Origin of the sequence: Streptomyces spiramenti (assembly GCF_012034385.1) — a bacterium.
In the GTDB taxonomy this organism is placed as follows: Bacteria; Actinomycetota; Actinomycetes; order Streptomycetales; family Streptomycetaceae; genus Streptomyces; species Streptomyces spiramenti.
Genome location: NZ_JAAVJB010000002.1, coordinates 59302 through 79394 on the forward strand (window position 1 = coordinate 59302; position 20093 = coordinate 79394).

Below are 20093 nucleotides of genomic sequence, written 5' to 3' on the forward strand. Positions count from 1 at the left end.
CACTTCCACCCGCCCGCCTCGTCCGCCGCACGGTCGCGGCGCCGGAACGGCACGGCGCGCTCGGCTCGCATGGCGCGGCACGCGGCTGTGCGATCGGCCCTGACCGAGCTCGCGCGCGTCTGCGATCGGGCCGCCGCCGCCCTTGCCTACTTCCGGCCCGATAGGGCCGGAAAGGAGAAGAAGACATGACATTAACCGGATCAGGTGGCGTCTTCGCCCTGATCGACCGGGGTGTTCCCGGACTGCCCGGTGGCAAGCAGCCGTCCCTCACAGTGCACGTAGACTCCCGCACCCTCCAGCTCTCCCCGGAGGAGAGCAGGAGGGTGCTCTACGGTTCGCGGAGGGACGCGGCGCTGGGCGCGGCGGTATGGCAGCAGGCCGTCACCGATGCCCGGCGGGAGCCGCGGGACGGCGACGGCACTGGACGGCTGTTCGTCGTGTGGCTGGCCCTGCCCGGGCTGTACCGAAACCTCCACCGGATCCTGCGTCGCTGGCGGTGGCTCGGCCGGGCAGACCTGGAGGCGGAGGCCGTCCTGGTTGTGCTTGCCGCCCTCGACGCGGCAGCCCCGGCTGGCCCCGACACGGGCGGCCGCCTGATCAAGGAGGCGGTGAACGGGATGTGGGCTTACGCGAAGCGCGTCACGAGGGAGACCTCCGTGGTCGACATCGATGCCTTCGCCGAGACTCGCAACGCCGCCGTCCCACCGGAGGAAGGGCCCCGTCCGTCCGAGGGATGGGAAGTGCACATCACACCCCCGCCCCGCCGCGAGGGCCTGTACGCCACGCTCCGCTTCGCCGAGCCGCGCCCCCGGGAAGGCTGCCCGCGGACCGGCAGCCACCTGCCCGACCTGGTGTTCCGGGCCCGCCGCCACGAGGACGCCGACCTCATCGGCACGCTGGTCCTGCGCCCGGCAGGAGCCCGGCGGTGAGCGGCCGGTCCAGCCTGCCGCTCGGTTTCGCGGAGGCTCTCGACCTACCCCTGAGCGTTGACCTGCGTACAGCCGCCCGCGCCTTCGGTATCTGCCCCGCGACGGCGTACAAGCTGATCCGCCTCGGCGCCTTCCCGTGTCCTGTGCTGAGGGTCGGTGGACGCTACCGCATCCCCACCGCCTACCTGTTACGCGCCCTCGGCATCGAGGAGCGGCCGGTGTACGCCGTCCCCCCGGCGGACGATGCAGCGCTCGCAGTCCAATCCGACGACATCCACGCTCACGCATCGGAGGTTCTCGCGTGATCATGTCACAGTTGCTCCGACAAGAGTCCGACCAGCTCCGGAGTTGTTTCGTTATCGGCCCCATCGGGGACCCACATGCCGCGCACGGCAGTCCCGAGCGCGAGGCGTACGAGCACCACCTCGGCATCTTCGAGCAGGTGATCGCCCCCGCTTGCGAGAAGTACGGCATCACCGCGGTGCGAGCTGATGGCATCGCGAACGCCGGTGACATCAACGAGCAGATCTGCCGGCACGTCGTCGAGTCCGAGCTGGTCGTCGCGGACGTCAGTGGCGGCAACTCCAACGTGATGTACGAGTTGGGGCTGCGGCACATTACCGGCAAGCCGACGATCCATATCGGGGAGGCAGGACAGCTGCCCTTCGATATCGCGTCGATCAGGACAATCCGCTATCAGCGGGCGCGCAGCCATCTGGCCGGAGCGCGCAAGGAGATCGAGAGCGCTCTGGAAGCCGGACTTCGGGACGGCTTTGAACTTCTCACACCGGCACGGGTGCTGCGTGGACTGCAGACCAGTGACGGACCGGCCCCTGCTCCCGAAGCCAGCAACGACGGGAACGGTGAGGAGGAGGACACACCGGGGCTGCTCGATGACTTCGCGGTGATCGACGACGGGTTGGACGAGATGGCCGCCGACATGGAAGCGATCACGAAAACGATCGAGACGATCGGAGTGTTGACCGAGCAGTGCGGCACCGAGATGCTCGATCTGACCCAGGCGAACGTGCCCATGAGCGCGCGGCTTGCCGCCATCGCCCGGTACTCGGAGACGATCAGCGCGCCCACGGGCGAACTGAACGCTTTCGCGGCCGCGTTCGCGGAACGGATGATGACCCTTGACAGTGGTGTACGGGCTGCGCTGGGGCTCATCGAGATGACGCCGCCTGAGAACCGGGGTGAGGGTGGGGAGGAGTTCCTCGAGCAACTGATATCTCTGGATGAGGCCGCGCAGGATGGTCTGGCGCAGATCAGCTCCTTCGGCGCCTCGGCTGGCGCCATGGTCCGCCTGAGCCGGCACCTCCGGAAGCCAGCGAAGGAGATCTCCGCCGCAGTGAAGCAACTTACCTCCGCCATCACGAGGATGGGGGAGTGGGCGGCCAAGGCCCGTGCGCTGGCGGGCGGCGACGCTGCATGACCCCGTGCTCTCAGGGCCCTCTCACGGGCGGTGTGTCACAGGGGGGGGAACATGCTGGGCGGTGGATAGGGCGCCCTGAACTGTGCGCTCGGGATCACGGGTATGCGTCACCTTGTGTTCGCCCCTTGCCTCGGAGGGAGGCCTCCACTCGGCGGCGTGCACCTCATCGGGCACGGCTGTGCGTAGCGATCCTCGACCGTCCTCCGGGGCGGTCGAGAATCGCAACCAGCGCACGGCCCGGACCGCGAAAAGGGGTGCCGGCCGGCGAGCCCGACGGTCGTGCCCTCGGCCGGTGCTGCGGCGGACGCACCACTAAGACCGTCAAACGGCGCAACACCGTCGAACGGTGCATCAATCGATTGAAGCTGTGGCGCGGCATCGCCACCCGCTACGAGAAGATCGCGACCATGCACCGGCAGGACTCGCCATCGCGGCCACCTTCCCCTGGTCCGCCCGCCGATTCAAACGAGACTGCCTCGTCGCCCCCGGGGAGATCGGCAGGCCTGCGGCATCACCCCCATTATCGCCTCGCGCCGGCGGGTCATCGCTTCGCCTGGAACATGTCGACGCACCCGTGAAGCTGCGCGAGAGCCGAAGAGGAGTAACTGCCTCTCACGGGTCTCTCACGGACTGTCTGTCACGGCCAGCGAGCTGCCGGACTGAGAGGCGGACGTGGCGGCCCTGACCTGCTTGTTGCGGACTGGCAGGTATGCGACGACCTGTGGTTCGCCCACTGGGGGTCAAGGGGTCGCAGGTTCAAATCCTGTCGTCCCGACAGCAGTCGAAAGGCCTGTTGGACTGGAGAAGATCCAGCTCAACAGGCCTTTGGTCGTTTCTGCGACGGCTCAGGGAACGCTCCGCAGGTGGCCGCCGGGCGCCCGCCGTGGGACCACTGTGGGACCAGCCGGGCCAGTGCCGGACCCGGAACCCCCGAGAAGCCGCTCAGCGACCGCCCCGCACGTTCGACCGCCCGCATGTCCGGGTGGAGGTAACGCTGCGTCGTGGTCAGCGAACCGTGTCCCGCGATCCTGCGCAGAACGTGGAGCGGGACGCCGGCGTCAGCCGCCCGAGTCAGGTCAGCAGCCGGGACCGGTCGAGGTGGACAGTGTGAGCGCCAGGGCGGCCTGGCGAACTTCGACCTCCCACCTGCGGACATCGATTCCGACGGAGTACCTGATGCAGCATCCGCAGGACGGGAACAGTGCCACCAGCGCGTCCTCCTCAGCAGTGTCGGTCTGCACGTCCCCCCAGTCGTAGATCGCAAGCTCCGCGGGAGAGACGTTCTCGGACACGAGTCGCGCGGCCATCCGGCGCAGGGCGTGACGTCGCGCCAGGCCCTGCGCCGGTGGTGTGACCGCGGCTTCGGAGAGCGCGTGTTCAAACGCGTCGCGAGTGTCGCGGGGGTCGGCAGTGCGGGGCCACCCGGCGAGGTCGCACAGGCCGGGGGTGTCGATGCCGGCTGCCACTGCCTCGGCGGCGATCATCGGTAGATCTTCGGGGCGAAGTTCACCAGCACGCAGGCGGCAGGCCGCTTCGCGCAGGGCGCTGAGCCCGCTCCTCTGTGGGGCGGGTGCCGGTGTCGCGCCCTCCGCGGCGGGCCGCTGGGACATGTCAGGACTCTCCCTCGCTCAGGTGGTCGTGGTGTGGTGCGCGGCGCTGGGCGCCTGTTCGGTGGTGGTCGAGCACGCTATCGCGACGTCGGGAGCGGGTGGTGTGTTCGAGTGCTCGGCGCCGAGCCCGCCGGCGGCAAGGCCGGTGGGTCGGCGGCGGCTCAGTCGGCTGGCCGCAATCACCGGCAGGTTCGGGTGGAAGCCGTAGGGGCCGCACCGCGGCGGGAGCCGGGGCGTGGCCCCTACGGCTCCTCACCGACCGGGCTCACTTGCTGGTGAGGGTCCAGTTGCCGCCTTCGTTGGTGCCGGAGTCGCCGAGGGCGGTCCACCGGGTGTCGTCGGGGCCGAGGGCCGCGTGGAGATAGGCGGCGATCGTGTCGGCGACGAACGTGACCCGGGCCGGGTTCTCGTCGGTGGTCTCGGCGACCGCCTCCCCGGCGATGCCGCCCATGGTGTGCTCGGCTTCGGCGATGGTGAGCAGACTCTTGGGTGCCGGGGCGAGGTGGTAGGCGTCGGTGAACCACTCCGGCCCCCGGGTGGAGAGCTGCGACTGGTCCTTGCCGCCCGAGATGATCAGGGCCGGGGTGGTCATGGTGGAGAAATCCGGCCGCATGAAGGGCAGGTGCTCCGCCGTGAACGGGGTCAGGGTGTCCCCGGTCCCGGCTGCCGTGATCAGTGCGCCGGCCGACACCCCGGGGTGGGAGAAGTCCTCGCCGGGAAGGCCCTCCGCGTCCAGCACACGTGCGCCGAGGACGGCGCCGACGGTCTGGGCGCCCCACGAGTGGCCGACCAGGGCGGTGCGTTCACAGTCGGCGCGGTTCTCTACGCCGGCCCGGTCCAGGACGTCGCGCAGGTGGTCGAGGATCGCGTGCAGGTCGTCGATCCGGACGCGCCATATACGGGCGAAGGCCGGGTCGTCCCAGCCGATGGTGTTGCGCCGGGAGTCCGGGTGGGTGGGCTGTACGACGACGAACCCGGCGTCGGCCCACCGTTCGACGAGAGGCTGGTACCCGTCCATGGACCAGGCGTTGCCGTGGGAGAAGACGATCACGGGAAGGTCCGCGCCCGACCGGGGGGCTGTGACTCTCACCTGCAGGTCCCTACCGAGCTCCGGAGTGGGAACGGTGACGGGCTTGATAGAGACGATCTGTCGGCCGGGGGAGTGCGAGGGCATGGGTGACCTGAGCTCTCTGTGGAGGGGCTCTGCCATACTTTGGCGGAGCGTCGTTCCGCCAATTTAACGGAACATTGTTCCGCGAACAAACGGGAGGCATCCGTGACGGAGTCGGGCGGGGTGCGACGCGCGCAGGCGCAGCGCACCCGAAGCGGTGTACTCGAGGCCGCGGCGGCGGCTTTCGTCGACCAGGGCGTCCAGGCACCCGTCCGGGACATCGCCCACCGTGCGGGAGTGGGCGTCGGCACGATCTACCGGAACTTCCCGACCCGGGCGGACCTGGTCACCGCCGTCTACCGGCACCAGGTCGAGGTCTGCGCCGACCTCGCACCCCGGCTCCTCGAGGAGTCCGACTCGCCCTTCACCGCGCTGACCCGGTGGATCGACGCCTTCGTGGACTTTCTCGTGACCAAGCACGGCCTCGGAGCGGCGCTGGGTTCCGGTGAACCGGGCCTGGAGAACCTTCACGCCCTCATGCTCGACACCCTGGTACCTGCATGCGCGACGCTGCTCGACGCCGGTACCGCGGCCGGTGAACTCCGGCGTGACGTCACCGCCTACCCACTCATGCGCGCCGTCGGGAACCTGTGCATCACCGGTCCCGACTACGGCCAGGCCGACGCCAGGCGGATGGTCGCCCTCCTCCTGGCCGGGTGCCGCACCGAGCGGTGACGGCAGGTTCGGCGCCGGGGTTCGGCGCCGGGAGCCGGCGGCGGAGCGAGGGCACCCGCGCATCTGCTCCGCCGGTTCTCGCACTCTCGCGTCCGCTTGTCGCGGCGCCGACCCGATCGAGTGGTGCGTCGCAGCCGTGGCCGGTGGAACCCGAGGGCCGGGGCCCGCGTCTCGGCCGGCCACTCGGGTCTTCTCCGCGCGCGGCGGCGGCGGTCGGCGGCCGAACCGGTCCCCCGCGCCCGGTGCGGTGGGTGGTGCGCCCGCCATCAGGGGTGGCTAGGGGTTACCGCCCCCTCGTCGGCTTCCTACCGTGGACCCGCCTGGCGGCTCCCCGGCCCCGTGCGGCTCAGGTCTGCGACCCGCCGCGGTGGCGCCGGGGTGCGTCGGACCGTCCCGATGCGACCGCCGCCGGTCAGCCCACCGCCGACGCAGTCCCCGGGAGCATCCATGCGCGTCCTGTTCACGGTGTTCGCGGCCAAGACCCACATGTTCAACCAGGTGCCGCTGGCCTGGGCGTTGCAGGCGGCCGGGCACGAGGTGCGGATGGCCAGCCAGCCGGACCTGGCCGAGGCCATCACCCGTACCGGCCTCACGGCGGTGCCGGTCGGTGAGGAGCTGGGGATGGGCGCCACGGCCGGCGGGGGCCCCACCGCGCAGACCTTCCAGGGTGTCGCCGGGAGCATGATCGAGGAGCGTCCGGAGACCCTGACCTGGGAACGCGTGCTCGGCGCCTTCACCGTGGCCTGCTCGGTGCAGTACGAGTACCTGGCGGGGCAGGCGATGACGGACGACCTGGTCGAGTTCTGCCGTGAATGGCAGCCGGACCTGGTGATCTGGGACGCGTTGACCTTCGCCGGGGCCGTCGCCGCCCGTTCGTGCGGCGCCGCGCAGGCCCGGATGCTCTTCGGAATGGACTACGTGGCCCGGATGTACGGCTTCTACCGGGAGCTGCGGGACCGGCAGCCGGTGGAGCAGCGGGAGGACCCGGTATCCGACTGGCTCGCCGGGCGGTTGGCCCGCTACGACGTGCCCTACGACCCTTCGTTGGACCGGGAGTTGATCACCGGCCAGTGGACCATCGACCCCACCCCCGGCTGGATGCAGTTCGAGCTCGACCATCTCAGGGTTCCGGTGCGGCACATTCCCTACAACGGCCCCACCGCCGTGCCCGGTTGGATCCACGAACGCCCCGCCGCGCCGCGGGTGTGCCTCTCGCTGGGCATGTCCGGGCGTGAGCTGCTCGGCGGCGACGTGCTGTCCGTCGGTGAACTGCTGTGCGGACTGGCGGACTTCGACATCGAGTTGGTGGCCACCCTCAACCGCGCGCAGCTCGCCGAGGTGGAGAGCCTGCCGGACAACGTCCGGGCGGTGGACTTCGTGCCGCTGAACGAGCTGGTGCCGACCTGTTCGGCGGTGATCCACCACGGCGGCTTCGGCACGCTGGGGAGCGTGCTGGGACACGGGGTGCCGAGCATGACGATCCCGGCGCCGTGGTGGGACGAGGCCGACCTCGGCCGGAGTCTGGCCGCGCGTGACGCGGGCGTCTTCCTCGAGCCGGGGAACTTCACCCTGGACGAGCTGCGGAGCGGGCTGTCCCGGCTGCTGCACGAGCCGGTACTCGCCGAGGGCGCGGCCCGGGTGCGCGAGGAGCTGCTGAAGACGCCGAGCCCCCGCGCGACCGTCTCGCGGTTGCGGGAGCTGACCGAGCAGTACCGTCCCGGCCGCTGAGCCGGCCACCCCGTCGGATCGGAGAGACGCATGCGGGTCCTGTTCACGGTGTTCGCCGCCAAGCCGCACCTGTTCAACCAGGTGCCGCTCGCCTGGGCGCTGCGGGCCGCCGGGCACGAGGTACGCGTGGCCAGCCAGCCGGACCTGGCCGAGGCCATCACCCGTACCGGGCTCACCGCCGTGCCGGTCGGTGACGCGTTGGACCTCGCAGGCTCCTTCCGGGACCCCGGCGGCGGCCCCGGGGGAGACGGCAGACGGCTGACGGGGGTGACGGACCCGGACCCGGAGCGACTCGACTGGAACGGCATCCTGGGCGTTTTCACCCTGGGCTGCGCCGTGGAGTACGAGCACATCACCAGCCGTTCCGTGGTGGACGACCTGGTGGAGTTCTGTCGGGACTGGGAGCCGGACCTGGTGGTCTGGGACGCGTTGACCTTCGCCGGTGCGATCGCCGCGCGGGCCTGCGGCGCCGCCCACGCCCGCATGCTGTTCGGGCTGGACTACACCTCGCGGATGCTGGACGTCTACGAGGACCGCATGGCGCTGCTGCCCGTCGAGCAGCGCGACGACCCGGTGTCCGACTGGCTGGCCGGGCGCCTGGCCCGTTACGACGTGCCCTACGACCCGTCGCTCGACCGGGAACTGATGACCGGGCAGTGGACCATCGATCCCACGCCGGAGTGGATGCAGCTGCCCCTGGCCGTGGACCGGCTGGGGATGCGGCACGTGACGTACAACGGGCCGACCGGAGTGCAGCCCTGGGTGCCGGAGGTGCCGGATCGGCCCCGTGTCTGTTTCTCGATGGGGATGTCGGGGCGGGAGCTGCTGGGACGCGACAAGGTGTCGGTGTCCGGCGACGGACGGGGGGAGGACCCGGTCGGCTCGGTGCTGCGGGCCCTGGCGGAGCTGGACATCGAGCTGGTCGCCACGCTCACGGCGGACCAGCGTGCCGCGGTCGGCGAGCTGCCGGACAACGTCCGGGCAGTGGACTTCGTGCCGCTGAACGACCTCCTGCCCACCTGTGCGGCGGTGGTGCACCACGGGGGGTTCGGCACGGTGGGGTCGGTGCTGCCGCATGCGGTCCCGAGTGTCACCGTCCCGGCCCCGTGGTGGGACGAGGCCGCGCTCGGCCGGCATCTGGCGGAGCGCGGGGCGGGGATCCTCGTCGAGCCCGAGGAGGCGACGCCCGAGGTGCTGCGGGACGGAGTCGCGCGACTGCTGAAGGAGCCGTCGTTCGCCACCGCCGCGCGCGAGGTGCGCGCGGAGCTGATGCGGGTGCCGCCGCCCGCGGGCATCGTGGAGCAGCTGGTCGAGCGGGTGGGCGCGGCCCGCCGGGCACGGGGCTGAGACGGTGCCCGGCCCCTCAGGTGCGCTCCGCCACGTAGGCCTCGACTCCGTCCATGAGTCGGCGCAGGCCGAACTCGTAGTCGGGTGCGGCGCGGCCCGTCGCCGAGGCGGGCGCGTTCAGGGCCCCGGACCGCACCAGCGAGGTCAGGACGGGGAAGCGGTCGGAGTCGATGAGTCGCCCCATCGCCTCGGAGTAGTCGGTGCTGAGCTGCTCGGCGGGTACACCCCGGTCGGCGGTGACCTGCTCGGCGTCGGAGACGAGCCGGGCGATGCCGAGGGTGGCGCCGTTGAGGTAGAGGCTGATGACGAAGCGCTCGTCGTCGGTGAGGCCGGTGTCGGCGAGCGCGGTGAGCAGCGACTCCAGCCAGGACAGCTGGTTGGGACCCAACGGCGGGCCCGCCTGCACGTGCAGCATCCACGGGTGCTGCTGGTAGCGGTTCCACAGCGCCTCGATCCACGCCTCGACCATCGTGCGCCAGTCCGGGTGCGCGGACAGCTCGGGAGGGGTGCCCACCGCGCGGTCGATCATCAGCTCGATCAGCGGTTCCTTGCCCGGCACGTGCCGGTAGAGGGACATGGTGGTGAAGCCGAGTCGGTCCGCCACCTTCTGCATGGACAGCGCGCCGAGCCCGTCGGCGTCCGCCACCTCGACGGCGGCCTGGACGATCTTCTCCGGGCTGAGCGTGGGCCTGGGGCCCCGAGTGCCCCCGTCGCCGGTTCCCCAGAGCAGGTCCAGTGTGGTCCGCGGCCTACCGGATCCCTCACGAGGCATGTTCTTCATCCGTTCTCACTTGACTCTCAGGGCACTGTGTATAGGCTACACTACCGTGTATCCCGTACACACAAACGTGGATCCAGGTGACCCGCGCCTTGCGGCGGCGTCTGTTCCTCTCTCTGGTGTCGGGGTCACGAGGGTTCGACAAGGAGCGAGGAGAAATCGACCCGTGGTGAGTAAAAATGCAATCGAGATCTCCGATCTCCGTAAATCCTATGGGGATACGGAGGTCCTGAAGGGGATCGACCTCCAGGTCGAGCGCGGCACCATGCTGGCGCTGCTGGGGCCCAACGGCGCGGGCAAGTCCACGACCGTTCGCATCCTGAGCACGCTCATCCCCCCGTCCGGGGGCCAGGTGCTCGTCAACGGCCTCGACGTGGTGCGGCAGGCCACCGAGGTGCGGCGTTCGATCGGGCTGGTCAGCCAGACCATGGCGATCGACTACGTGCACTCCGGCCGCGAGAATCTCGTGATGCTGGGCCGACTGCACCGCATCGGCCGCGCTGCGGCCACGCGGCGGGCCGCCGAACTGCTGGAGCAGTTCGACCTGGTGGAGGCGGGGGACCGCCCCGTCATGGAGTACAGCGGTGGCATGAAGCGGCGCCTGGACCTCGCGGTCAGCCTGATCACCTCACCGCCGATCGTCTTCTTGGACGAGCCGACCGTCGGGCTCGACCCGCGCAGCCGGCGCACCATGTGGGCGGCGATCGAGCAGCTGCTGGAGGGCGGCTCGACCGTGCTGCTGACCACCCAGTACCTGGAGGAGGCCGACCAGCTGGCCGACCAGGTGGCTGTGATCGACAACGGCACCGTGGTCGCCCAGGGCACCCCCGCGGAGCTCAAGGGCAGTATGGGCAGCGACCGCATGGTGATCACCTTCGCGGACGAGGGCTCCCTCCGTCAGGCGCGCGCCTCGCTCGTCGGCCCGGACCTGGAGTACGACGAGGAGGAGAAGACCCTCACCGTCGCCGCCGCCGACGCCTCTGCCCTCGTCGGCGTCGTGGCGCGGATCGAGCAGGTGGGCGTGTCCGTGGCCTCGATGGCGATCGACAAGCCGACGCTCGACGACGTGTTCCTGAAGCTCACCGCCCGGAACACGCCCAAGCAGCAGGAGCCCGTTCTCGTCCAGGAAGGAGGAGCTGTCAAGTGAGCACCGCTACAGAACAGAAGCAGACCACGCCGCAGCAGCAGACGCAGCGGCAGTCCCCGAACCAGTCGGTCCTCGGGGTGGTGAGCGACACGATGGTCCTCACTGGGCGGTACATGCGCCACATCACCCGTCAGCCGGAGGAGATCGTCACGTTCGTGATGATCCCCGTGGTGATGATGCTGCTCTTCCGCTACATGCTCGGCGGCGCCATCGAGCCCGGCGACAGCAGCTACGTCAACTTCCTCATCCCCGGCATTTTCGCGATCGGTGTCACCCTCATCGCGGTCTCCACGACCGCCGGTGTGTTCATGGACATGCAGGAGGGATTCGTCGAGCGGCTGCGTTCGATGTCCACCCTCGCGATCTCCGTGGTCTTCGCGCACGTCGCCGCCGCCGTGATGCGTGCCGTCATCGCCGTCACGGTGCTGTTCGGCCTCGGTTTCGCGGTGGGCTACCGGCCCGAGGTGAACATCCTCAAGTGGATCGCCGCCTTTGCCCTGCTGCTGCTGTTCGCCTTCGCCGTGGGCTGGATCTCCGCACTGCTGGGCCAGCTCGCCAAGTCGACCGAGGCCGCCAGCGGCATGGCGCTCATCCTGGTCTTCCTGCCCTACGCCAGCAACGTCTTCGCGCCCACCGAGACCATGGGCGCGGGCATCCGCGTCTTCGTGGAGCACCAGCCGATCACCCACGTGATCGACTCGGTGCGGGCGCTGATGCTGGACCAGCCGGTCGGGAACTCCGTGTGGCTCGCCGTCCTCTGGTGGGGCGGGATCACCGCGCTCTGCATCTGGGGCTCCACCCGGCAGTTCCGCCGCCGGTTCGCCTGACCGTCACCTCTCCGGCCGGCTGCCCGGAGCGTCTCATCGACGACTCCCCGGGCAGTCGGCCGGCCCCTCCCGAGGAGTGCCGCCTGATGAGTTCCGTGCCGGCCGGTCCGTTCGACCCGGTCACCGAGGAGATCACCGCCTTCGACCTGTCGGTGACCGGCAGGATCCCGGCAGAGCTGCGGGGCAGATACCTGCGCATCGGGCCCAACGCACTGGGGGTGGAGGACCCGGCCGCCGCGCACTGGATGCACGGGCCGGGCATGGTGCACGGCGTGCGGCTGCAGGACGGCCGCGCCGAGTGGTACCGCAACCGCTGGGTCCGCTCCGACCACGTGCGCCGGGCGCTCGGCGAACCCGAGAAGGGCGTCCGGCCGCCCTACGGCGGCGACTTCGCCTGCAACACCCACGTCATCCGGCACGCGGGCCGCATCTTCGCCCTCACCGAGGGGGAGGCCTGCCCGCAGGAGCTCACCGGCGAGCTCGACACCGTGGGCCCCCACTCGCTCGGTGGCAGCCCGCCCAACTTCACCGCCGCCGCGCACACCAAGCGCGACCCGCACACCGGGGAGCTGCACAGCGTCTCCTACCTCACCGGCTCGGACACCGCTCGCCACCTGGTGATGGACGTCGACGGGACGGTCACGCACTGGCGGGACGTGCCGATGGACGGCAGCCCGATGATCCACGACTTCGCGTTGACCGAGCGCCACGTCGTCATCTACGACTCCCCGGTCGTCTTCAGCGCCGAGGCACATGCCGGCGGCGCGCGGGTCCCCTTCGTCTGGGACCACGACCGGCCCTCGCGGGTCGCGGTGCTGCCCCGCGACGGCGGCCCGGTGCGCTGGTTCGAGGTCGCCCCCTGCTTCGTCTCGCACACGCTCAACGCGTACGACGACGGCGACCGTGTCATCGTCGACCTGGTGACCTTCCCCGAGGGCTTCGACGTGGACGCGATGCGGGTACCCGGCTACGGCGGTCTGGACCGCTGGACGATCGACCTCACGGCGGGCCACCTCACCGAGGAGCGGCTCGACGACCGGCCGCAGGAGTTCCCCCGGGTCAACGAGGAGGTGACCTCCGTGCGGCACCGCTTCGGGTACACCGTCGCGACCGCCGCCCTCTACCGGCGGTACGTGCCGACGGGGGAGCGGGCACCCGACGCCGCACGGGAGAACGCCCTCATCAAGCACGACCTGGAGCGGGGCACCACCGAGGTCCACCACCTCGGCACCCACGAGACGGTGGGCGAGGCCGCCTTCGCCCCCGCCGCGAGCGGGGCGGGGGAGGAGCGGGGGTACCTGCTGGCCTACGCGCACAATCCGGAGCGCGACGCCGCCGACCTCCTCGTCGTCTCCGCGGAGGACTTCCTGGGGGAACCGGTCGCCCGGGTCCATCTGCCGGTGCGGGTGCCGCTGGGGCTGCACGGCTCCTGGCTGCCCGACTGAGGTCCGCCCCACGGCCCCGCAGGCCGCCCGGCGAACTGCCGCACAGTGCCGTGGCCACGGTCGTCGAGCCCGGTCGCGGCCGGTCAGACGATGCGGACCTCGGGCACGTAGAGGATCCACTTGCCGCCCGCGGCGCGGAACTCCTCTTCGTTCGCCTGGATCTCCTCGGCGTGGTTCCACGCGAGCAGCAGCGCGTAGTCGGGGTAGGGCGAGCGGAATGCCGCCGCCTCCCGCACCGGGATGTGCGATCCGGGCGTGACCGTGCCGTGCTTGGCCGGGGTGGTATCGCAGATGAAGGGCAGCAGGTCCGGTCCGATGCCGCAGTAGTTGAGCACCGTGGAGCTCTTGGCGGTCGCGCCGTACCCGACGATGCTGTGACCCTCTGCGCTCAGCTTCCGCAGCAGCGCCACCAGGTCGTCACCGATGCCCAGCAGGGTGGCGGCGAACGACTTGAGCGTCTCCGCGGAGGTCAGTCCCCGGGCTTCCTCCTCGGCCAGGACCTCCGCGACGGCGGGGGCCGGGGCCCGCCGACCGGAACGCGCCAGCCAGTAGCGCAGTTGGCCGCCGTGCACCGGCAGCCGTTCCACATCGACGAGTTCGAAGCCGAAGCGGGCCGCCGTCGTGGCCACCGAGCTGGCGGTGAAGAAGTAGAAGTGCTCGTCGTAGATCTGGTCGAAGCTGGTCCGCTCGATGATCTCGCCCCAGTAGGGGTCCTCGAAGACGAGCACGCCGTCCGCGGTCAGCAGCGCGTCCGCGCCGGCGAACACCTCGGCGATGTCCGCGATGTCGCAGACGGTGTTGGCGGAGTAGATCACGTCCGCGGGGCCCTCGGCGGCGCGGACCTCACGGGCCGATCCCGCGTCGAAGAAGGCCCGGTGCATCCGCCCCGCGCCTCCGGTGCCGGTCGGTTCGAAGCCGAGCTGCCGCACGCCGGCCTCGGCGACCGTCCGCAGGGTCACTCCGTCGTTGCTGCCGATCTCGACCAGCAGCGGGTCGTCGCCGCTGAGTTCGGTCCCGAGGAAGCGTCGGCCGATCTCGGTGAAGTGCCGGTGCATCACGGTGGAGCCGGAGGAGTGGTACGGGTAGCCCCGGTGGAACTTGCGCTCCCGGGGGATCTCCTCCAGCAGCTGCACCATCCGGCAGGACTCGCACACGCCGATCGCCAGGCGGTATCGGTACTCCCGGCCGGGCACCGCGGCGTCCTCGGCGCTGAGGAAGGCCTGGGACAGCGGATGCCGTCCGAAGTCGAAGAACTCGTGGACAACGTCCTTGCAGATCCGGCAATTCGGCACGGCGCACTACTCCGGAGGGTGAGGTGGGTCAGTGGGTGGTGTCGTCCCGCTCGGACAGCGAATGCAGGCAGGCCACGAGGCTGCGTGCCTGGATGTTGACGTAGTGGCTGTGCCGCAGCAGGCCGGACAGCTGCCGTACCGTCATCCAGCGGAAGTCCGGATGGTCGAACTCCAGCTCCTCGTCGGCCTCCACGATGAGGTAGCGGGTGAGGGCGTGATGGAAACGACCGCCCTCCTCCGACAGCGTGGCGTCGAACAGGACCCGCGCGGGCGGGGCGTTCAGCACGGTGTCCAGCAGGGCCGGTCGAGCGGCGGGGGGCAGTACCGCCAGGTCGTCCGGTACGCACTGCACGGTGGGGGCCAGCTCGCAGACGTTCAGACAGCCCGGCTCCACCAGGGCCTGCACCAGTACCCGCAGCACCCCGTCGACCCGCTTCACCACGAGCGCGGCCAGCCCGTCGCCACACGGGCGGACCATGGGCTGGGTCCACCCCCGCACCTCTCGACCTCCGGCCCGCACGTCCACCCCGATCACCTCGAAGAAGCGCCCGCTCTCGTGGGTGATCGCGCCCGCGGCGCGCGTCCAGCCGGGCAGCCCGCGCAACGGCACCCGGGTGACGCCGACCTCCGGCCGGCTTCGTACCTCGGTGACCCACCGCAGTACCTCGTCCACCCCCTCCGCTTCGGCCACGGGGTCCTTGCCGCCGGCGCACGACCGCAGCAACGCGGCGGTGAAGGCGTCGGCCCCCGCGCCGCTCGCCTCCGCCGGCCCCGCGGCACCGGGGTCGCAGAACGGCAGGCAGGACAGCACCGTACGGGTGTCCATGTTGACCACGTTGTTTTCACGGAGCAGCCGGTGCAGCTGGCCGAGGGTCAGCCAGCGGAAGCCGCCGAGCAGCTCCACGTCCTCGGTGGTCTCCACCACCATGTTCCGGTTCGCCTTGCGGAGGAACCAGGCCGCCTGCTCGGACTGCCGGACATCGGTGATCAGCCGGTGACGCGAGGGGTCGCGGAAGTACTCCAGGTAGGGGACGGCACGCCCCTGGTGCACCCGGGTGTAGTTGCTCCGGGTGGCCTGCACTGTGGGGGAGAGCTGGAGGCCGTTGATGTTGCCCGGCTCGACCTTCGCCTGCATCAGGCAGTGCAGCACCCCGTCGAACTCCTTGACCAGGATGCCCAGGATCCCGGTCTCCGGCTGGTTGATGATCGGCTGGGCCCAGCGGGGCAGCGGGCCGTCCGGGTGGTGCACGTCCACCCCCTCCACCCGGAAGAACCGTCCGCTGTCGTGCGCCAGGTCGCCCGTCGCCGGGTCGGTGGACCAGCCGGACAGCTCGTCCAGCCCGACGCGCTCGACGTGGGTGAAGGCGCGACGGGAGGCGTCGGCGAACCAGTCGTGGAAGCCCGCCAGCGGCCCGAGCCCGCTGTCCCGGGTGCGTACCGAGGCGGCCAGCCGCGCCGCGAGGGGCGGGCCGTCCGGGCGTGCGCGACCGGGGTCGGCCGACAGATCCGTCATGGGAACAACTCCTCGGGGCCGCTGCGGGATCGTCGTGGTCGGGTCGCGGTGTCCGGCGCGGTGCTCCGGGGAGGAAGGGACGTCGCGGCCTCGTGGGCGGTGGCCCTCGCGCGTCGCGAGGACGCGCGGGGTGACCTGCTTCGCGGCCTCGGGACGGTCCGAGGCGGACGCCCCGGCGAGGTTCGAGGGGGAGCCCGCTCGCCGGGGCGGATCACTCGCCGGGCCGCGCGGGGCGGTGCTGTCGGGCGCTCAGAGCGTCCGCAGCACCTCGCGGACCGCGCTGATGACCTTGTCCTGGCGCTCCGGGGTCAGCGAGGGGTACATGGGCAGGGAGAAGATCTCGCCGGCCAGTTCCTCGGTGACCGGCAGGGAGCCCTGTGCGTAGCCCAGGTCCGCGAACCCGGCCTGGGTGTGCACGGGCCAGGGGTAGCTGATGTTCAGCTCGATCCCGTACGCCTTGAGCCGCTCGAGGATGTCGTCCCGCCGCGGGTGCCGTGCCACGTAGACGTAGTAGACGTGGTCGTTGCCCTCCGCCAGCCGGGGGAGCACCAGGTCGGTGTCGCCCAGGCCCTCGGCGTAGCGCTCGGCGACGGCGCGGCGACCGGCGATGTACTGGTCGAGGCGGCCCAGCTTGCGTCGCAGGATCTCGGCCTGCACCTCGTCGAGCCGGCTGTTGTGGCCGGGCATCCGGGTGACGTAGTAGCGGTCCTTCATGCCGTAGTACCGCAGCCGGCGCAGGTTCTCCTCGACCTCCGGATCGGAGGTGATCGTCGCGCCGCCGTCGCCGTACGCGCCGAGGACCTTGGTGGGGTAGAAGGAGAACGCCGCGGCGTTGCCCATGCTGCCGGCCAGTCGTCCGTGGTGGCGGGCGCCGTGCGACTGCGCGCAGTCCTCCAGGATCGTCAGGCCGTGCTGGGCCGCGAGCCGCTCGACCGGCGCCATGTCCACGCACTGGCCGTACAGGTGCACGGGCAGCAGGCAGCGGGTCCGCGGGGTGATGGCGGCGGCGAGCTGGTCGGTGTCCATCAGGAAGTCGTCCCGACGGATGTCGACGAAGACCGGGGTGGCGCCCGTGCCGTGGATGGCCACCACCGTCGGGGCTGCGGTGTTGGAAACGGTGATGACCTCGTCCCCGGGGCCCACTCCGAGGGCCTGCAGACCGAGCTTGATGGCGTTGGTCCCGTTGTCGACACCCACCCCGTGCGCGACCCCGTGGTAGGCGGCGAACTCCTCCTCGAAGCCGCGCACGCTGTCGCCGAGCACCAGTCGGCCCGAACGGAAGACCTGGTCGACGGCGTCGAGGATGTCGTCGCGCTCATCCTCGTATTCCGCCGCGTAGTCCCATACATACGTGGTCACGGCCACCTCCTGCACCATTTAATTACGGCCTGAGAATGCCTCGATAATCGCGTGCAAGGGGTGGTGTCCGGCAACCCCTAGCTGCCCCAGAGGGGGGAGTGTCACCCCAGTCCGAAGGGGATATGCTTGCCAGCTTTGCGGGCCCGTATCTACTGTCTCCACAGTAGATGGAAGTGCATGTACGAAATCGCCGCAGGCGACTTGTGAAGCTTCGGGGCCAGGAACAGGGTCGCCGTAAGCCATCCGGCTTCGCCGCTGCCCACCGGGAACGCGGCGAAGCCCTCCGCATTTGTAGCGTGCGCCGCGTTCCCGACACCTCAGGGAAAGGCCTGCGCAACCTCTCGGCCCAACGCAACCTCTCACAGCCCGGATACTTCCGGTCGCGACCAAGGGATGAAGGTTATGAAGGGAATCATTCTGGCGGGTGGCAGTGGCAGCCGGCTGAGCCCGGTGACGATCGCGGTCTCCAAGCAGCTGCTGCCGGTCGGCGAGAAGCCCATGATCTACTATCCGCTGTCCGTTCTGATGCTCGGCGGCATCCGGGACGTCCTGATCATCTCCAAGCCGCAGGACATTCCGCAGTTCCGGCGCGTCCTCGGTGACGGTACCCACCTGGGCATGAACTTCGCGTACGCGGAGCAGGCGGAACCCAACGGGCTGGCGGAGGCGTTCATCATCGGCTCCGAGCACATCGGCGACGACTCCGTGGCGCTGGTCCTCGGCGACAACATCTTCCACGGCAACCGCTTCCAAGCCGTGATGGAGGAGAACACCCGGGACATCGACGGCTGCGTCCTCTTCGGCTACAGCGTCAAGGACCCCGAGCGGTACGGCGTCGGGGAGACCGATGCCGACGGACGTCTGATCTCCCTGGAGGAGAAACCGTCGAGGCCGCGCACCAACCGCGCCGTCACCGGGCTCTACCTCTACGACAACGACGTCGTCGACATCGCGAAGAACGTCCGTCCCTCCGAGCGGGGCGAGCTGGAGATCACCGACGTCAACCGCGTCTACCTGGAGCGAGGCAACGCGAAGATGGTCGACCTAGGCCGCGGCTTCGCCTGGCTCGACACCGGGACGCCCGAGTCGCTCCTGCAGGCGTCGCTGTACGTGCGGACCCTGGAGGAACGCCAGGGAGTGCGCATCGCCTGCCTGGAGGAGATCGCACTGCGCATGGGGTTCATCTCCGCGGAGGACTGCCACCGGCTGGGTGAGGAGCTCGGCAACTGCGCCTACGGCGCCTACGTGAGGGACATCGCCCGTGAGTTCACGGACGAGTCCCCCGACGACGGGAACGCCGCGGTGGACCCGGCGGTCCCCCTCAGCGCGGCGTCACACCCGGCCGCGTGAGCGGGCACCGGGCGATACTGCGGGTCACCGGGGTGCGCATCCGGTGCACCACGTCCCCGTCGCGACGCAGCAGTGCCGCGCCGGGGGCCGCTGCCAGCGAGGCCAGCGCACCCGTCGCCAGCAGCCGGACCATCGGCGCGAGCAACGCCAGGTGCGAGCCGTCCGCCAGCGACAGGTGGTCCGCGCGGCCGGGGCGGCCCAGCCGGAACTCCTCCGCCCCCGACAGCAGCCCCGGGTCGCGGTTGGCCGCGTCCACGAGGACCACCACCTGGTCGCCCTTGCCGATCTCCTGACCGGCGATCTCCATGCGCTGACCGGCGATCCGGCTGTCCAGCCGCACCGGAGGCTCGAACCGCAGCGTCTCCTCCACCGCGTCCCCGGCCGCCCCGGGATCACCGCGGAGCAGCTCCCACTGGTCCGGGTGGTCCAGGAGCGCCAGGACCGCGTTGCCGGTGAGGGTCACGGCGACCTCCGAGCCGACACCCGCGGCCAGCATCAGTGCGGTCACCGTGTCCTGCTCGCCGGCCACCGCACGCAGCGCGGCGAGCAGATCCCGTTCCGCTCCGCCGTCCGCGTCCTCCCCGACCCGTTCCGCCACCACCTCGTCCAGCAGCTCCCTCAGCGCGTCCACCGAGGCGACCAGCCGCCGGGCGCCGTTCAGGGTGGGCGGGCAGAGCAGGGCGTCCAGCACCGGCGACAGGTCCGGACCCAGCGCCTGCAACCGCGTGCGCCGCTCCGGACCCAGGCCCAGCATCCGGTCCAGCACGGCCGCGACACCGGGCCGCAGGACGTCGTTCACCAGATCGAAGGAGTCGCCCGCGGCGTCCAACGCGGCAGTGAACTCCTCCCGCACCGGGCCGTGCCACCGCTCCAGGCCGGCCACGCCGAGCGCGGGCCCCACCAGTTCGGTCAGCCGCCGCCGCTCCTCGTGGTCCAGGGCGAGCAGGCTGTCGTCGACGGACAGCACGTGCTTCAGCGTGCTGGACGAGTCGATGCCGAAGACCCGCGGCCGGCGTCGCCGCCCGCCGCCGGGTGCCGCCGGTGCCAACCGCTCGTCGGCGAGGATCTGCGCGCCTGCCGCGTGGTCGGCGACGACCCAGACGTCCGACTCCGCCTGCCGCAGCACCGGTTGGCCACGCATGCCCCGGTAGAGGAAGTGCGGGTCGATGCCCTGTGCCCGCAGGATCAGCGCGTACGGGTCGCCGCGGTTGCCGCGCATCCACTGGGTGCCGCGCGCCGCCAGCAGATGCCGGGTCAGGTCGCTGTCCGAACACTGCCGCGGATCGATCTGGTGCTTGGTCATGGTGCGGACCTCCATTCGACGGGAGCACATCGCGCGAGCGGGCCATCGGCACACAGCTCCACCCGTCCGTTCCTAGTCCGAACCCGCCGCCAGTGCCACCCCTGCCTCTCCCGGCGGGCCGGCCGCACCCCCGCGACCCGCGCGAAGAGGGGTGGATAGGGGCTGACTCGCCGGTACCCCT

17 protein-coding genes are annotated in these 20093 nt (G+C 70.7%); 10 read left to right on the top strand and 7 right to left on the bottom strand.

What is annotated here, in order from left to right; all coding sequences use genetic code 11:
• Window positions 1-185 precede the first annotated feature (185 nt).
• The 3 genes from HCJ92_RS00560 to HCJ92_RS00570 are packed head-to-tail and all read left to right on the top strand — an operon-like array spanning window position 186 to window position 2367.
• Window positions 186-929 (top strand): hypothetical protein, encoded by a 744-nt coding sequence (locus tag HCJ92_RS00560; RefSeq protein ID WP_167931338.1) that lies wholly within the window; start codon window positions 186-188, stop codon window positions 927-929.
• Complete coding sequence (locus HCJ92_RS00565; RefSeq protein ID WP_338053940.1) at window positions 926-1234, top strand: helix-turn-helix domain-containing protein; 309 nt, start codon at window positions 926-928, stop codon at window positions 1232-1234. The genes HCJ92_RS00560 and HCJ92_RS00565 overlap by 4 nt, the downstream gene beginning before the upstream one ends.
• Before the next feature lie 2 nt (window positions 1235-1236).
• A complete protein-coding gene (locus HCJ92_RS00570; protein ID WP_167931364.1) occupies window positions 1237-2367 on the top strand; it encodes a hypothetical protein in 1131 nt (376 codons plus the stop codon).
• A 1076-nt stretch (window positions 2368-3443) separates the two neighbouring features.
• On the opposite strand, the gene HCJ92_RS00580 is transcribed toward HCJ92_RS00570, so the two are convergent.
• Window positions 3444-3851, bottom strand: a complete 408-nt coding sequence (locus tag HCJ92_RS00580) for a hypothetical protein (RefSeq protein WP_167931291.1) — start codon at window positions 3849-3851, stop codon at window positions 3444-3446.
• Window positions 3852-4242: 391 nt separating this feature from the next.
• Window positions 4243-5151 carry an alpha/beta hydrolase family protein gene (locus HCJ92_RS00585; protein ID WP_167931339.1) on the bottom strand — a complete coding sequence of 303 codons (909 nt, stop codon included), beginning with the start codon at window positions 5149-5151 and terminating at the stop codon, window positions 4243-4245.
• A gap of 102 nt (window positions 5152-5253) precedes the next feature.
• Here HCJ92_RS00585 and HCJ92_RS00590 point away from each other — a divergent pair, with 102 nt between their 5' ends.
• The 3 genes from HCJ92_RS00590 to HCJ92_RS00600 all read left to right on the top strand — a co-directional run bounded on the left by HCJ92_RS00590 (window position 5254) and on the right by HCJ92_RS00600 (window position 8898).
• A complete protein-coding gene (locus HCJ92_RS00590) occupies window positions 5254-5823 on the top strand; it encodes a TetR family transcriptional regulator (RefSeq protein WP_167931340.1) in 570 nt (189 codons plus the stop codon).
• A 447-nt stretch (window positions 5824-6270) separates the two neighbouring features.
• Window positions 6271-7551 (top strand): activator-dependent family glycosyltransferase, encoded by a 1281-nt coding sequence (locus HCJ92_RS00595; RefSeq protein WP_167931341.1) that lies wholly within the window; start codon window positions 6271-6273, stop codon window positions 7549-7551.
• 30 nt (window positions 7552-7581) lie between these two features.
• Window positions 7582-8898 (top strand): activator-dependent family glycosyltransferase, encoded by a 1317-nt coding sequence (locus tag HCJ92_RS00600; RefSeq protein ID WP_167931342.1) that lies wholly within the window; start codon window positions 7582-7584, stop codon window positions 8896-8898.
• A gap of 16 nt (window positions 8899-8914) precedes the next feature.
• On the opposite strand, the gene HCJ92_RS00605 is transcribed toward HCJ92_RS00600, so the two are convergent.
• Entirely contained in the window at window positions 8915-9679 is a 765-nt protein-coding gene (locus tag HCJ92_RS00605) for a TetR/AcrR family transcriptional regulator (protein WP_167931343.1), read from the bottom strand.
• Between the two features lie 166 nt (window positions 9680-9845).
• On the opposite strand from HCJ92_RS00605, the gene HCJ92_RS00610 reads away from it, so the two are divergent.
• The 3 genes from HCJ92_RS00610 to HCJ92_RS00620 all read left to right on the top strand — a co-directional run bounded on the left by HCJ92_RS00610 (window position 9846) and on the right by HCJ92_RS00620 (window position 13095).
• The gene (locus tag HCJ92_RS00610) at window positions 9846-10823 is read left to right on the top strand and encodes an ATP-binding cassette domain-containing protein (protein WP_338053941.1); all 978 of its coding nucleotides are present in this window, start codon (window positions 9846-9848) and stop codon (window positions 10821-10823) included.
• A complete protein-coding gene (locus HCJ92_RS00615) occupies window positions 10820-11650 on the top strand; it encodes an ABC transporter permease (protein WP_167931345.1) in 831 nt (276 codons plus the stop codon). The genes HCJ92_RS00610 and HCJ92_RS00615 overlap by 4 nt, the downstream gene beginning before the upstream one ends.
• Window positions 11651-11736: 86 nt before the next feature.
• Complete coding sequence (locus HCJ92_RS00620; protein ID WP_167931346.1) at window positions 11737-13095, top strand: carotenoid oxygenase family protein; 1359 nt, start codon at window positions 11737-11739, stop codon at window positions 13093-13095.
• A gap of 83 nt (window positions 13096-13178) precedes the next feature.
• On the opposite strand, the gene HCJ92_RS00625 is transcribed toward HCJ92_RS00620, so the two are convergent.
• The 3 genes from HCJ92_RS00625 to HCJ92_RS00635 form a co-directional block, all read right to left on the bottom strand.
• Window positions 13179-14387 carry a methyltransferase domain-containing protein gene (locus tag HCJ92_RS00625; protein ID WP_338053942.1) on the bottom strand — a complete coding sequence of 403 codons (1209 nt, stop codon included), beginning with the start codon at window positions 14385-14387 and terminating at the stop codon, window positions 13179-13181.
• Between the two features lie 28 nt (window positions 14388-14415).
• Window positions 14416-15900, bottom strand: coding sequence for an NDP-hexose 2,3-dehydratase family protein (locus HCJ92_RS00630; RefSeq protein ID WP_167931347.1), 1485 nt, complete (start codon window positions 15898-15900; stop codon window positions 14416-14418).
• Between the two features lie 249 nt (window positions 15901-16149).
• Complete coding sequence (locus HCJ92_RS00635; RefSeq protein ID WP_167931348.1) at window positions 16150-17259, bottom strand: DegT/DnrJ/EryC1/StrS family aminotransferase; 1110 nt, start codon at window positions 17257-17259, stop codon at window positions 16150-16152.
• 402 nt (window positions 17260-17661) lie between these two features.
• Here HCJ92_RS00635 and rfbA point away from each other — a divergent pair, with 402 nt between their 5' ends.
• Window positions 17662-18609, top strand: a complete 948-nt coding sequence (gene rfbA / locus HCJ92_RS00640) for a glucose-1-phosphate thymidylyltransferase RfbA (protein ID WP_167931349.1) — start codon at window positions 17662-17664, stop codon at window positions 18607-18609.
• On the opposite strand, the gene HCJ92_RS00645 is transcribed toward rfbA, so the two are convergent.
• Window positions 18581-19912, bottom strand: coding sequence for a cytochrome P450 family protein (locus HCJ92_RS00645; RefSeq protein ID WP_167931350.1), 1332 nt, complete (start codon window positions 19910-19912; stop codon window positions 18581-18583). The genes rfbA and HCJ92_RS00645 overlap by 29 nt on opposite strands.
• Window positions 19913-20093: the final 181 nt, after the last annotated feature.

Excerpts from the sequence above, each read along its gene's own strand:
- HCJ92_RS00560 (WP_167931338.1), top strand. The coding sequence starts at position 186 with ATGACATTAACCGGATCAGGTGGCGTCTTCGCCCTGATCGACCGGGGT.
- HCJ92_RS00570 (WP_167931364.1), top strand. The coding sequence starts at position 1,237 with ATGTCACAGTTGCTCCGACAAGAGTCCGACCAGCTCCGGAGTTGTTTC.
- HCJ92_RS00580 (WP_167931291.1), bottom strand. The coding sequence starts at position 3,851 with ATGATCGCCGCCGAGGCAGTGGCAGCCGGCATCGACACCCCCGGCCTG.
- HCJ92_RS00585 (WP_167931339.1), bottom strand. The coding sequence starts at position 5,151 with ATGCCCTCGCACTCCCCCGGCCGACAGATCGTCTCTATCAAGCCCGTC.
- HCJ92_RS00595 (WP_167931341.1), top strand. The coding sequence starts at position 6,271 with ATGCGCGTCCTGTTCACGGTGTTCGCGGCCAAGACCCACATGTTCAAC.
- HCJ92_RS00600 (WP_167931342.1), top strand. The coding sequence starts at position 7,582 with ATGCGGGTCCTGTTCACGGTGTTCGCCGCCAAGCCGCACCTGTTCAAC.
- HCJ92_RS00605 (WP_167931343.1), bottom strand. The coding sequence starts at position 9,679 with ATGAAGAACATGCCTCGTGAGGGATCCGGTAGGCCGCGGACCACACTG.
- HCJ92_RS00620 (WP_167931346.1), top strand. The coding sequence starts at position 11,737 with ATGAGTTCCGTGCCGGCCGGTCCGTTCGACCCGGTCACCGAGGAGATC.
- HCJ92_RS00630 (WP_167931347.1), bottom strand. The coding sequence starts at position 15,900 with ATGACGGATCTGTCGGCCGACCCCGGTCGCGCACGCCCGGACGGCCCG.
- rfbA (WP_167931349.1), top strand. The coding sequence starts at position 17,662 with ATGAAGGGAATCATTCTGGCGGGTGGCAGTGGCAGCCGGCTGAGCCCG.
- HCJ92_RS00645 (WP_167931350.1), bottom strand. The coding sequence starts at position 19,912 with ATGACCAAGCACCAGATCGATCCGCGGCAGTGTTCGGACAGCGACCTG.